We start from the raw sequence: 12,643 nt of genomic DNA, 5'->3' as shown, positions 1-12,643 counted from the left end.
CGGTCTCCGACCTCGGTGACATTCACCGGTCTCCGACCTCGACCACGAGTTCGACCTCCACCGGCGCCCCCAACGGCAACTCGGTGACCCCGACCGCGGAGCGGGCATGCACGCCTGCCTCCCCGAAGATCTCGCCGAGCAGGTCCGACGCACCATTGAGGACACCCGGTTGCCCGGTAAAGCCCGGCGCCGATGCGACGAACCCGGTCACCTTGACCACGCGCACAATCGAATCCAGCCCGACGAGTCCGTTGATCGCGGCCAACGCGTTGATGGTGCACTGTCGTGCGGCCGCCGTCGCCTCGTCGGGTTTGACGACACCCTCCGCGCCGGTGCAGACCTTGCCGTGGATCGACAGCTCACCGTTGACGAAGGGCAACTGCCCCGAGGTGTAGACCAGATTCCCCGACCGGACCGCCGGGACGTAATTGGCGACCGGGGTGGGGGCCGTCGGCAGCTCGATACCCAGCTCGTCGAGCCGTTGTGTCCAGGTGCTCATGGCCTCAGCCCTTCGGCCGCTTGAGGTAGGCGACGTGCTGCTCTCCGGTGGGGCCGGGCAGCACGCTGACCAGCTCCCAGCCGTCGGCGCCCCACTGATCGAGAATCTGTTTGGTGGCGTGGGTCAGCAGCGGAACCGTCACGTATTCCCAGGCGGTGACATCACTCATGGCCCCAAGCCTAGGGCATCGGGGCGGCGTGCCCGCAGGCACGATCGGGCGAAATGACCTGACCGGAGTGACCCTGGACGACGACTGAGTCGATATGGTGAATCCGTGGTGTACGACACGCCCGGGGGCGACCAGACATCCAGTGGTCGGCAGAGCCGACCCCGACCTGACGGGGTCGCAGCGATTCTCGACGACGAGGAGGCGGTGACCGCACCGAACATCTGGCCGGACTCGGCCGCCAAAGCACGTCTGCACTTCGTCTCGGGTAAGGGCGGCACCGGCAAGACCACCGTCGCCGGCGCGCTCTCGCTGGCCCTGGCTGCCGCGGGAAAGCGCGTCCTGCTCGTCGAATGCGAGGGGCGCCAAGGCATCGCGCAACTCTTCGACCTGCCGCCGCTACCGCCGACCGACACCCGCATCGCCACCGCCGAGGGCGGCGGCGAGGTGTGGGCGCTGGCCCTCGACATCGAGCATGCGCTGCTGGAATACCTCGACATGTTCTACAACCTGGGCTTCGCCGGCCGGGCGATGAAGCGGATCGGCGCGATCGACTTCGTCACCACGGTCGCCCCGGGGCTGCGTGACGTCCTGATCACCGGAAAGATCAAGGAACGCATCATCGCAACCAACAAGAAGGGCGTGCGGCTCTACGACGCCGTCGTCGTCGACTCCCCGCCCACCGGCCGGATCGGGAGCTTCCTCGACGTCACCAAGGCGATGGCCGACCTCGCCAAGACCGGCCCGATCCGCAACCAGAGCGAGGGGGTGGCGCGATTGCTGCACTCGGAGGAGACCGCGATCCACCTCGTCACCCTCCTCGAGGCGATGCCGATCACCGAGACCATCGAGGCCGTCGAGGAATTGCGCGGCAAGAACCTGCGCGTCGGCAGCCTGATCATCAACCGGGTGAACCCGATGCACCTGCCGCCCGACGAGATCGACGACATCGCCGAGGGCAACGTCGACGCACAGCGGGTCGCGGCCGGGCTCGCCGACGCCGGCATCGAGGCGAGCGAGGCCGATTTCGCCGGGTTGCTCACCGAGACGATCGAACACGCCTCGCGGCTGCAGGCGCAGCAGGTGGCCAAGGCCCAACTCGACGAGGTGGAGGTCCCGACGCTGGAACTACCCACCCTCGGCGACGGGATGGACCTCGGCGGCCTCTACGAACTGGCCAATCTGCTGCAGAAAGCGGGTGCCTGATGCCCCTCGACCTGAAGATGGGCTCGGTGCTCGCCGACCCGGAGACGCGCGTGGTCATCTGCTGCGGCGCCGGTGGCGTCGGCAAGACGACGACCGCCGCGGCGATGGCCCTACACGCCGCCGAACACGGCCGCACCGTCGCGGTGCTCACCATAGACCCGGCCAAGCGGCTCGCGCAGTCGTTGGGCATGAGTGAGCTGACCAACGATCCACAACCGGTGGCCATCGATGGGACCGGCTCGCTCGACGCGATGATGCTCGACATGCGCCGCACCTTCGACGAGATGGTGCAGGAGTACTCCACGCCCGAGCGCGCCGCGGCCATCATGGAGAACTCCTTTTACCAGACTGTCGCCGAATCCTTTTCCGGCACACAGGAATACATGGCGATGGAGAAGCTCGGCAAGCTGCTGGAGACCAACCGGTGGGACCTGATCATCGTCGACACCCCACCGTCGCGCAACGCCCTGGACTTCCTCGACGCACCGCAGCGCCTCGGGTCGTTCCTGTCCGGTCGGCTGATGAAGGTGCTCGTCGGCGGCGGCCGCGGCGTCGGCCGCATGGTCACCGGCGCGATGAGCCTGGCGATGCGCGGGGTCTCCACCATCATCGGCGGTGAGATGCTGCGCGACGTCGCGACGTTCGTGCAGTCACTCGACTCGATGTTCGGCGGCTTCCAGGACCGCGCGCTCAAGACCTATGAACTGCTCAAACAGCCCGGTACCCGCTTCGCGGTGGTCGCCGCGGCCGAGCCCGACGCCCTGCGGGAGGCGGCTTTCTTCGTCGATCGCCTCTCCGAGGAGTCGATGCCGCTGGCCGGGCTCATCCTCAATCGCACCCACCCGAACCTCACCGGCATCCCCGAAGAGGTCGCGCGGGTGGCCGTGGACAAGGCCGACGACGACCTGACGCGCGGCGTGCTGCTGGTGCACGCGGAGCGTGCCGCGACGGCCAAACGGGAGGTCCACCTGCTGGGGCGGTTCACCTCTGCGCATCCGACGGTGCCGATCGTCGGAGTCCCGTCGTTACCGTTCGAGGTGGCCGACCGCGTCGCCCTGCGCGCGGTCGCCGAGCAGATCACCGGTCGGGGCTGACCTCGATCCGCCTGGGACACCGATGGATCGCCGCCGCGTACTGACGATCCTGGTGGATCGCATCGCGATCGAGGACGGGCAGATTCCCCCACCCGCGATCGGGGAGGTCGTCGAATTCCCCCTGCGGTTCTGGGAGTACTCGACGAGCGAGACCGGGACCGATCAGCACGACGCGATGACCATCCGCGCCCGGCTCGAACCGTCCGGTCGCCCACCACATCGGCGGGGTGTCATCGACGAGACCGCGGCCACCGATAACGCCGGGCAACACGACCTCTGGTGGAGTGGACTGCTGCGCGGCGACGGCTGGACCGCGTCGTGGGAGGGACAACGGCCGCGGACCGGACAGGTGGAACTGACCGGCACCTTTCACGGCGTCATGGGGATCGACGCAGAGGGGTCGGTGCGCGGGCGCGTGACCCGGGTGCAGGTCGTCTCGCACTCGTGGCAGCGGGTTCCGCCGCCACGCCGATGGAGCCTGACTCCGGGGCGCCGGCCAACCTATCGCGAGGTCGACCGCGCGCCGAGATTCTTCACCGACGACCGGTTCGACGCCGACTGCCCGTCACCGACCGACGTCGACACCGGCGCGCTGATCGATCTCGATCTCGACGACGCCGGACCGTATCCACTGCGTCCGCCGGCAGTGATTGCCGAGGTGTCCGCTGCCGGCGACGACCTGTGGGCGCTGGATGCGGTTCTGCCGCTGGCGTTTCGGATCGACTCCGACCACCGGGCAAGCGAGTATCTGTTTCCCGGCCCGGTGCGATACGGGCGGTCGGTGTGGGCGACGCCCACCGGATGCTGGATCGGCGGCCCCGACGGAACCCACCGCCTGACGCCGGGAGAGCCTGCACGGACCGTCGACGACACCCCGGTCGTCGCGGGAGCCGTTGTGGGCGAACACTTTCTGGCCTGCGGTGGCGCGGGTCGGTGGAGCATCCACGGTCCCGGCGGGGAATCACGCAGCGTCGAGGTCCCCACCGCCGTGGTCACCGCGGCGATCGCCGACGGCGACTCGTTCGTCGTCCTGCTGCATTCACCGAGCCCGCGCACCGACGGTGTGGTGTTGGTGCGCGTCGGCCTCGACGGCGCAATGGATGTGGGCGATCCGGTGATCCTCGACGACCACCACGACCGACCCTCGCTGCTCACCTCCCCACTCGGGATCGCCTGTTACGACAGCGTCGTCACCCTGGCACCGACTCTCGAAGCGACTGACACACAGCATGTTCCACGGCGATTCTTCTACGCCGGGACCGTCGGCGACGGGCTGTGGACCCTCGGTCACCCGCCGGACGGAACGGCGCGGTCGGGGTGGTGGCCGCTACCCGGACCCGCCGAGTACGACCACGACCGCGGCCGGTTCTGGTTGCTCACCGTCCTCGACCGGGACGGTCTCACGCCGACACTCAGCACCCCGGTGCTCTCGTCCACCGTGTCGGTCGCACGCACCGACGACGGGACGCTCTGGGTGGCGGCCGGCGGGGTGCTGCAGATCCTGCGGCCGGGGACCATGCAGTGGCCGGAGCCGGTCGACCTCGGCCCGCTGTGAATCTCGGCCTGCAGTGAATGGTGCGTCCCGATCGGCCCTGTTCCTCAACACGACACTGTCCCCCGAACGGACCACACCCCCGGACACGACATCACCGGCGGGACACTCCCGCCGGTGATGTGAGTTTGTGGGTCCGGGTCAGCCCGCGACGCGCTGGCGGCGACGCTGCGCCTCGAAAAACGCCGACCACGAGGTGACCTCGGGATGCTGACGCAACAGCGCCCGACGCTGGCGTTCGGTCATGCCGCCCCACACCCCGAATTCGACGCGGTTGTCGAGAGCGTCGGCGCCGCACTGCAACTGCACCGGGCAGTGCCGGCAGATCGTGGCGGCCTTGCGCTGCGCTGCGCCCCGCACGAACAGGTCATCCGGGTTCTCTCCGCGGCACCGCGCCTGCGACACCCAGGTCAACCGCGCCTCGTCTGCCGATACTGCCGCTGTTGCCATCGTTATCGCCCCTGTCTGTCGTTGTCTGCGATGACCACGTCACCGCACTGCGACTGCAACCCGCTTGCTCACCTAGACAATTGATCGAGTTTGATATCTCTAACACTCTGCCGCATCGGCTGTTAAGTGAGTCACATTCTGCCCTCAATCTAGGGATCTGTGCATGCGACCGCAACCCCTGAGGCCGAAAAACTGGCACAACCGTGCAGACTCTCGGCGAAACACCTGGTCATCGCCACCGACCCCGCCGGTGCCATGCGCGGCGACGCGGGCTGCGGGGGTGTTGAGGAAATCACACGTATTCTGTCGGGGTGCCGATCTCGAAGAAGCTTGGGCCGCTCGCTGCCGCGTGCGTGCTGGCCGGCGTGCTCGTCGCCGGACTCCTGTATCCGGTCGCCAGCGGGGTGGGACTGGTGTCCAACAGAGCCGCTTCGGCTGTCGAGAACGTCTCGTCGGAATTGCTCAACGGCACCCTGCCCCAGGTCTCGACGATGACCGACGCAGCAGGCAACCCGATCGCGCTGCTGTTCGACCAATACCGCTACGAGGTCGGCTACAACGACATCTCGCCCGACATGGTCGCCGCGATCATCTCCATCGAGGACCGACGCTTCCTCGAACACGACGGCGTCGACTGGAAGGGCACCATCCGCGCCGCGCTGAAGAACTCGTCCTCGGGTGAGGTCCAGCAGGGCGCGTCGACGCTGGATCAGCAGTACATCAAGAACTATCAACTCCTCGTGCTCGCGCGGACCGAGGCCGATCGGGAGGCGGCCACCGAGACCACCCCGGCACGCAAGCTGCGTGAGGTCCGGATGGCGCTGACGATGGAGCAGTCGCTCACCGAGCAGGCCAAACGCAAGGGCCTCTCCGACGCCGCGGCCAAGCAGGAGGCCAAGAAGCAGATCGTCACGCGCTATCTCAACGTGGTGCCGTTCGGCAACAACGCCTACGGCATCGAGGCCGCGTCGCAGGTGTATTTCAACAAGCACGCCAAGGACCTCACCGTCGAGCAGGCCGCATTGCTCGCGGGCATGGTGCAGTCGAGCAGCGCGCTCAACCCGTACACCAATCCGCAGGCTGCGCTGGCACGACGCAACACCGTGCTCGACACGATGATCCAGAACTTCCCCAACCGCCGCGACGAGCTGACCGCGGCCAAGGCCAAGCCGCTCGGGGTGGTCCCCAATCCCAACATCCCCACCCAGGGGTGCATCGGCGCCGGCAACAACGGATTCTTCTGCGACTACGCGCTGCAGTTCCTCGCCGCCAACGGCATCTCCCGCGACTCGGTGATGCGCAGCGGATACATCATCAAGACCACCCTCGACCCCGACGTGCAGCGTTCGGTCGAGCGTGCGGTGCAGACGCAGGCCGATCCGCACGCCGACGGCGTCGCGAGCGTGATGAGCGCGATCCGGCCGGGCACCACGTCGCACCCCGTGCTGGCGATGGCGTCGAGCCGCGACTACGGGCTCAATCAGAATGCCGACCAAACCGTGCAGCCGCAGCCGTTCTCGCTGGTCGGTGACGGTGCGGGCTCGGTCTTCAAGGTCTTCACGACGGCCGCGGCGATGGAGCAGGGTCTCGGCACCGGCTCCAACATCCCGGTCCCGTCGACACTGGCCGTGCAGGGCATGGGAAGCAGCGGCGGCTCCAACGGATGTCCTGCCGACAGCTACTGCGTCAAGAACGACGGCCGCTATCCGGCGTCGATGTCGGTCTCCCAGGCGCTGGCCCAGTCACCGAACACCGCCTTCGTCAAGCTGCTGCAGCAGACCGGGGTGAAGCCAACCGTCGACATGGCCGTGCGCCTGGGGCTGCGCTCCTACAACACGCCGGGCACCTCCGGTGACGGCGACAAGTCGATCGCCCAGTACGTCAAGGACGGCAATTTCGGTTCGTTCACCCTCGGCCCCTTCCCGGTCAACGGACTCGAGCTGTCGAATGTGGCGGCCACCCTGTCCTCGGGCGGGGTGTGGTGCCCGCCCAACCCGATCGGCTCGATCAGCACCATCAAGCGCGACGAGAACAGCAACGCGGTGCCCGGCCCCGACGGCGCACCGGTATTGACCACGGTGCCGTTCAACGCACCGGGATGTGACCGCGTCGTCGAGCAGGGTCTGGCCAACACCCTGGCCAATGCGATGAGCTTCGACGACCGAGGCGGGGGCACCTCGGCGGCGGCCGCCGGCTCGACCGGCTGGAACCTGCCGGTGTCGGCGAAGACCGGTACCACCGAGGCGCACCGCTCGGCGGCGTTCCTCGGCTTCACCAACAACATCGCCGGGTCGGTCTACGTCTACAGCGACGGTCCCAACCCGGAGGGCATCTGCACCAGCCCGCTGCGGTCCTGCTACGACGGCAACCTCTACGGCGGATACGAGCCGGCACGCACCTGGTATTCGGCGGTCCTGCCGGTCGCGAACAAGTTCGGGCCGACGAGCCTGCCACCGCAGGATCCGCAGTACGTGTCCGGCAACAGTCGCGGACGGGTCCCCGACGTCACCGGTCTGACCGCCAGCGACGCGACCGCCCGGCTGCAGGCTGCCGGCTTCAAGGTCACCCAGCTCGAGATCGACTCCCCGCGCCCGCAGGGCACGGTGGTGTTCACCGCACCGTCGGACTCGGCGTTGCCGGGGAGCACGATCACGATCTACGTGAGCAACGGACGTCAGTCCGCGGGCGGCAGCAACGGCCCGACCCAGACGACGGTGCAGGTACCCGGCGTCGGGCCGGTGGTGATCGATCTGCCCGGCTGAGGTCGAGTCGCCGGACGGGTTGTCCGTCACGACCCTGACGCGTGCCCTCGGGCGGCGCGTATCCTGAGGAAATGTCCATCCTCGATTCGACCCGGTCCTGGCGCGTGGACGGCCTTCTCCCCACGTCGACGGCAGCACGGACGCTTGCCGTCGGTGCGGGGGCGGCCGCTGCCGGACTGCTTTACTCGACGCTGATCGAGCGCAACGCATTCACCTTGCGTCACACCACGATGGCGGTGCTCGAACCCGGCGCCACCCCGTTGCGGGTCCTGCACATCAGCGACCTGCACATGATGCCCAACCAGCGACTCAAGCAGGCCTGGGTGTCCGAACTCGAAGCGCTCGAACCGGACCTGGTGATCAACACCGGCGACAACCTGGCGCATCCGCAGGCGGTGCCCGCGGTGATCCAGTCCCTCGGCGGATTGCTTTCGCGCCCCGGCCTTTTCGTGTTCGGGTCGAACGACTACTTCGGTCCGACACCGAAGAATCCGTTGAAATACTTCAAGACCGAACACAAGCGCACGCACGGCGATCCCCTGCCGTGGCAGGATCTGCGGGCCGCGTTCGTCGAGCGTGGCTGGCTCGACGCCACGCACTCGGTGCGCGAACTCGAGGTCAGCGGGGTGCGGGTGGTCGCGGCAGGTGTCGACGACCCGCACATCGAACGCGACCGCTACGACACCATCGCCGGACGGCCCAATCCGCTCGCCCAGTTGCGTCTGGGTCTGACGCATTCACCCGAACCACGGGTCCTCGACCGCTTCGCCGACGACGGATACGACCTCGTGCTCGCCGGGCACACCCACGGCGGCCAGCTGTGTCTGCCGCTCGTCGGTGCGCTCGTCACCAACTGCCACCTCGATCGCTCCCGGGTCAAGGGCGCCTCGGCCTGGGGGTCGACGATGAAGCTGCACGTCAGCGCAGGTCTGGGTACCTCGCCGTATGTGCCGGCACGGTTCTGCTGCCGGCCCGAGGCGAGTCTGCTCACCCTCACCCCGGTCTCTCACGGCGACGCCGAATTCGACGAGGACCACTCGCTGCCGCAGTTGGCCACCGACGCGCGCTGACGCGATGCCGGCAATGTCGACGCCTCCTCGCGTCCTGGCATTCGACACCTTCGGGACGGTCACCGACTGGCTCGGCGGTATCAGCGCCGCAGTGGCGCGTTCCGTGCCCGGGGTCGACGCGGTCGAGTTCGCGCGGCAGTGGCGAGCCCGCTACTCTCCCGCCATCGCTCGCGTCGAGGCCGGTGAGACCGGCTGGCGCGGACTCGACGACCTGCAGGCCGACACCCTGGCCGAGGTCGCCGCACAGTTCGGCGTCGCGATCGGCGCCGACCGTGCCGCCCACCTCGTGCACGCCTGGCGCGAGATCCCCGGGTGGCCGGACTCGGCGCGCGGCCTGGCTCGTCTGCGACGTCGATTCACGGTGTGCGCGTTGAGTAATGGGAGCGTCGCATTGCTCACCGAGATGGCCAAACGCAACGGCTTCGGCTGGGATTTCATCGGCGGCTCGGATCTGTGGCATCACTACAAGCCGGCGCCGCAGACCTATCTCGGGCTGGCCGGACTGATGGAAGCGCGGCCCCACGAGGTGATGATGGTCGCGACCCACCAATCCGATCTCGACGCCGCCCGCTCCCACGGGTTACGGTCGGCCTTCATCAAGCGTCCCCTCGAGTGGGGTGACCCTGCGCTCAAAGACGATTCGGGCTCGCCGGACAATGACCTTCACGCCCGAGACCTCGACGACCTGGCCGATCAGCTGGGGTGCTGAGGGGTGCACGCGCGTTTCATCCTTTTCGGGTGATGTGACCGGCGCCGTTCGCATGTGACGATCACGACGCAGTCACTCCCGAAAGGCTCGTGATGACGTCACCCGATTCTCACCATCACCCGGTCCGCCAGGGGTTCGCCGGCGGAGCCACGATCGGCGCCGCCGCACTCCTGCTCGTCGTCGGCATCATCGGTCTCGCCGAGGGCATTTCGGCCGTCGTCAAGGACGAGTTGTTCGTCGTCGGCCCGCAGTACGTCTACCAGCTCAACCTGACCACGTGGGGCTGGATCCACATCATCCTCGGCATCATCGCAATCCTCATCGCCTTCGGCATGTTCGTCGGCGCGACCTGGGCCCGCGTGAGCGCGGTGATCATCGCGTCGCTGTCGATCATCGCCAATTTCCTCTGGATTCCCTACTTCCCGTGGTGGTCGATCCTCATCATCGCCGTCGACCTCGTCGTGATCTGGGCGGTCTGTACCTGGCAGACCGACTGAGGCCATAGCACGGCGTCAATCCCCGAACGTCCCATGTCGTCCCGCGCCCTGCGCGAATCGTGTTGCCCCGGTGACGGTATCGGCCTGGATCGACTGCAGGCCGTGCAGGTATTCGTTGTGGATGCCGTCGGGTTCGGCCATGCCTTCCTGCTCGAGCGCCGAGAGCCGGTCGTGGCGAAGGCAGGTCTGCGGGAACGCGGCGAGTTCATGCGCCAGTTCCACCGCCCGCTCCAGGGACGTCCCGGACGGCACGAGCCGATTGACCAGCCCCATGTCGAAAGCTTCACGCGCCGGCACCGCGCGGCCGGTGAGAATGAGGTCCATCGCCCGACTCGACCCGATGAGATGCGGCAACCGGACGGTGCCGCCGTCGATGAGCGGTACTCCCCAGCGTCGGCAGAACACGCCGAGCACCGCGTCGTCGTCGGCGACCCGTAGATCGGCCCAGATCGCCAGTTCCAATCCGCCCGCGACCGCGTGTCCGGAGATGGCGGCGATCACCGGCTTGCCCAGTCGCAGTCGCGTCGGTCCCATCGGCCCGTCTCCGTCGGCCTCCACCCGATTACGGGTGCTGCCGTCCGCGATGGCCTTGAGATCGGCTCCCGCGCAGAAGGTTCCGCCCTCCCCGTAGAGCACGGCCACCGACGCGCCCTCGTCGGCGTCGAAACGACGGAACGCGTCGGCGAGCGCCTGCGCGGTCGGCCCGTCGACGGCGTTGCGCCGCTCGGGTCTGTTGAGGCCGAGAATCCGCACCGGCCCGTCGGAACGTTCGAGGATCGTCTGAGTGCTCACCACTCCGATCATGCCCCCACGACCGCTGAGATGATTCGATCCGCCCGTGAGCGGGTACCCGAGGCCCACGGCCAACTATCGAGTGATCAATCCCAAGGGTTCCGTCGTCGCCACCCGCGACATCGACAACGCCGACGACGCGCACGCCTGGTTCATCGACCAGAAAGCCGACAACACCGAGCTCGGCTGGCGCATGGAGGTCGAGCACGACGGCGACTGGGCGTTCTTCGACGATTCCGAGGGTGCCGGCAACGGGTGAGGTGATGGGCGCGGCATCACGGCACGTCAGCAAAACGAGGAGGCCCTGACCAGGATTTCTCCTGGCCAGGGCCTCTTCTGCAATCTCAACCTTGCGTCGGGGTGGCGGGATTCGAACCCACGACCTCTTCGTCCCGAACGAAGCGCGCTACCAAGCTGCGCCACACCCCGTGTGCAACCTGCGATAGCTTACCCCCGATGATGCCCGGGTACTAAATCGCCTGGTAGACCACCAAAACGGGGGCTGCGGCCACCCGTGGGCACCCACTGGGCGAAAGCGACGAACAGGCGCCGGGAATCCGATTACGCTGATTCACGAATCGCGCAAAAACGACGGAAGGGATGGCTGTGATGAGCCAGAGGTTCGACGACGAGGCCGCCGAGTCGGCCGTCAAACAGGGTTTCGCCTTCGGACTCACGATCGTCGCGGCGGCTCTGCTGTTCGTCGCCGGGGTGATCTCGGTCTTCGTCGGGATCTCGGCACTCAACAAAGACACGCTTCTCGTCCTCGGCCAGGACTACGTCTTCGAGTTGAATCTGACGGCCTGGGGCTGGATTCACATCGTCATCGGCGTGTTGGCGGTCATCATCGCGGGTGGGCTGGCCATCGGCGCCGACTGGGCGCGGGTCGCGGCGATCATCATCGCCGCGCTGTCGATCATCACCCAGTTCCTGTGGCTGCCGCACTACCCCGCATGGTCGATCCTCATCATCGCCCTCGACGTCATCCTGATCTGGGCGGTCTGCTCGTGGAACCCGCGCCAGGTGACGCACGGTCGCACAGCCGGACGCTGAGCCGACGCGGGGTCGGACGCAGGGCGGGCAGTTCCCCACCCATCCGGGACCGGGGTCGGCGGCGAATCACCGCTCGTCCGGTACCGACGACCGAAGGGATTCCCGACCATGCCGCTCCCGCGCATGCCACACACTCGCAGAACCGTCCGCCTCCTCGTGCCGCTCCTGGCCGTCCTCGGGGCCGTGGTGGCGTTGGTCGCCACCCCCGCGACCGCCGACGCCGCGCCCCTCAAGCCGGTCGCCAAGCTCGACGTCACGCGATATCTCGGCACGTGGTGGCAGCAGGCGACCATCCCGTCGTTCTTCGGTGTGCGCTGCGCGAAGGACACCAACGCCACCTACACCCAGATCAACGCGACGACCATCGGCGTCGATAACAAGTGCACCTCGTTCACCGGTCAGCCCGACGGCATCAAGGGCAAGGCGACCGTCATCGATCCGGTCACCAAAGCACAACTGGTGGTGACCTTTCCGGGCGTACCCAACACCATCAACCCGGGCAACAACCCCAACTACATCGTGACCTGGGTCGGCGACGGACAGGGCCGCGATGCCACCGGGCCGGGCGCGAACAGCACCGAGCCGTACCAGTTCGCGATCGTCGGTGATCCGACGCGGCTGTCCGGATTCGTGTTGAGCCGCGAGAAGGTGCTCACCACCGATCAGCTGCGGATGCTCAAGCGCCGCACCGAGGCCGCGGGATTCAATTCGTGCACCTTCCTGATCTCACCGACGACCGGCGGACGCTCGGACTACTCGCCGCTGTGCACCGTCTGATCGACTGATTCCGTTC

Annotated in this window: 14 protein-coding genes and 1 tRNA gene; 10 read left to right on the top strand and 5 right to left on the bottom strand. The window is 67.5% G+C overall.

Annotation, left to right across the window (positions count from 1 at the left end):
- Nucleotides 1–22: 22 nt before the first annotated feature.
- Nucleotides 23–499, bottom strand: a complete 477-nt coding sequence (locus P3L18_RS02665; RefSeq protein WP_014358758.1) for a RidA family protein — start codon at nt 497–499, stop codon at nt 23–25.
- A 4-nt stretch (nt 500–503) separates the two neighbouring features.
- Nucleotides 504–668: a DUF4177 domain-containing protein gene (locus P3L18_RS02660; protein ID WP_006373145.1), complete on the bottom strand. Its 165-nt coding sequence runs from the start codon at nt 666–668 to the stop codon at nt 504–506.
- A 183-nt stretch (nt 669–851) separates the two neighbouring features.
- On the opposite strand from P3L18_RS02660, the gene P3L18_RS02655 reads away from it, so the two are divergent.
- From P3L18_RS02655 to P3L18_RS02645, 3 genes are read left to right on the top strand one after another with little or no spacing between them, the layout of a single operon-like run.
- The gene (locus P3L18_RS02655) at nt 852–1,871 is read left to right on the top strand and encodes an ArsA-related P-loop ATPase (protein WP_231387073.1); all 1,020 of its coding nucleotides are present in this window, start codon (nt 852–854) and stop codon (nt 1,869–1,871) included.
- Entirely contained in the window at nt 1,871–2,965 is a 1,095-nt protein-coding gene (locus P3L18_RS02650) for an ArsA family ATPase (RefSeq protein ID WP_014358756.1), read from the top strand. Before P3L18_RS02655 ends, P3L18_RS02650 begins: the two co-directional genes overlap by 1 nt.
- Nucleotides 2,966–2,987: 22 nt before the next feature.
- Nucleotides 2,988–4,520: a hypothetical protein gene (locus P3L18_RS02645; protein ID WP_276113164.1), complete on the top strand. Its 1,533-nt coding sequence runs from the start codon at nt 2,988–2,990 to the stop codon at nt 4,518–4,520.
- 138 nt (nt 4,521–4,658) lie between these two features.
- Here the strand turns inward: P3L18_RS02645 and P3L18_RS02640 are convergent, their stop codons facing one another.
- On the bottom strand, nt 4,659–4,967 hold the full coding sequence (locus P3L18_RS02640; RefSeq protein WP_006373141.1) for a WhiB family transcriptional regulator: 309 nt from the start codon (nt 4,965–4,967) through the stop codon (nt 4,659–4,661).
- 311 nt (nt 4,968–5,278) lie between these two features.
- Here P3L18_RS02640 and P3L18_RS02635 point away from each other — a divergent pair, with 311 nt between their 5' ends.
- The 4 genes from P3L18_RS02635 to P3L18_RS02620 all read left to right on the top strand — a co-directional run bounded on the left by P3L18_RS02635 (nt 5,279) and on the right by P3L18_RS02620 (nt 10,005).
- Nucleotides 5,279–7,729 carry a transglycosylase domain-containing protein gene (locus P3L18_RS02635; RefSeq protein WP_276113163.1) on the top strand — a complete coding sequence of 817 codons (2,451 nt, stop codon included), beginning with the start codon at nt 5,279–5,281 and terminating at the stop codon, nt 7,727–7,729.
- Between the two features lie 71 nt (nt 7,730–7,800).
- Nucleotides 7,801–8,799, top strand: a complete 999-nt coding sequence (locus P3L18_RS02630) for a metallophosphoesterase (RefSeq protein WP_276113162.1) — start codon at nt 7,801–7,803, stop codon at nt 8,797–8,799.
- Nucleotides 8,800–8,812: 13 nt separating this feature from the next.
- On the top strand, nt 8,813–9,508 hold the full coding sequence (locus tag P3L18_RS02625) for a haloacid dehalogenase type II (RefSeq protein WP_079931993.1): 696 nt from the start codon (nt 8,813–8,815) through the stop codon (nt 9,506–9,508).
- Nucleotides 9,509–9,600: 92 nt separating this feature from the next.
- Entirely contained in the window at nt 9,601–10,005 is a 405-nt protein-coding gene (locus P3L18_RS02620; protein ID WP_006373136.1) for a hypothetical protein, read from the top strand.
- A 15-nt stretch (nt 10,006–10,020) separates the two neighbouring features.
- On the opposite strand, the gene P3L18_RS02615 is transcribed toward P3L18_RS02620, so the two are convergent.
- Nucleotides 10,021–10,809, bottom strand: a complete 789-nt coding sequence (locus tag P3L18_RS02615; protein ID WP_079931995.1) for a crotonase/enoyl-CoA hydratase family protein — start codon at nt 10,807–10,809, stop codon at nt 10,021–10,023.
- A gap of 34 nt (nt 10,810–10,843) precedes the next feature.
- Between P3L18_RS02615 and P3L18_RS02610 the strand changes: the two genes are divergently transcribed.
- Nucleotides 10,844–11,056, top strand: a complete 213-nt coding sequence (locus P3L18_RS02610; protein WP_276113419.1) for a hypothetical protein — start codon at nt 10,844–10,846, stop codon at nt 11,054–11,056.
- A gap of 96 nt (nt 11,057–11,152) precedes the next feature.
- Here the strand turns inward: P3L18_RS02610 and P3L18_RS02605 are convergent.
- Nucleotides 11,153–11,226, bottom strand: a tRNA-Pro gene (locus P3L18_RS02605).
- A 180-nt stretch (nt 11,227–11,406) separates the two neighbouring features.
- Between P3L18_RS02605 and P3L18_RS02600 the strand changes: the two genes are divergently transcribed.
- Together P3L18_RS02600 and P3L18_RS02595 are read left to right on the top strand one after the other, a co-directional pair.
- Nucleotides 11,407–11,850 (top strand): hypothetical protein, encoded by a 444-nt coding sequence (locus P3L18_RS02600; protein WP_276113161.1) that lies wholly within the window; start codon nt 11,407–11,409, stop codon nt 11,848–11,850.
- Nucleotides 11,851–11,958: 108 nt separating this feature from the next.
- The gene (locus P3L18_RS02595) at nt 11,959–12,627 is read left to right on the top strand and encodes a lipocalin family protein (protein WP_276113160.1); all 669 of its coding nucleotides are present in this window, start codon (nt 11,959–11,961) and stop codon (nt 12,625–12,627) included.
- The last annotated feature ends 16 nt before the right edge of the window (nt 12,628–12,643 follow it).

It is taken from the genome of Gordonia sp. N1V (genome assembly GCF_029269935.1).
GTDB classification, from domain to species: domain Bacteria; phylum Actinomycetota; class Actinomycetes; order Mycobacteriales; family Mycobacteriaceae; genus Gordonia; species Gordonia polyisoprenivorans.
Note: the sequence above shows the minus strand (reverse complement) of the source record. Positions and strands in the feature narration are given on the sequence as shown.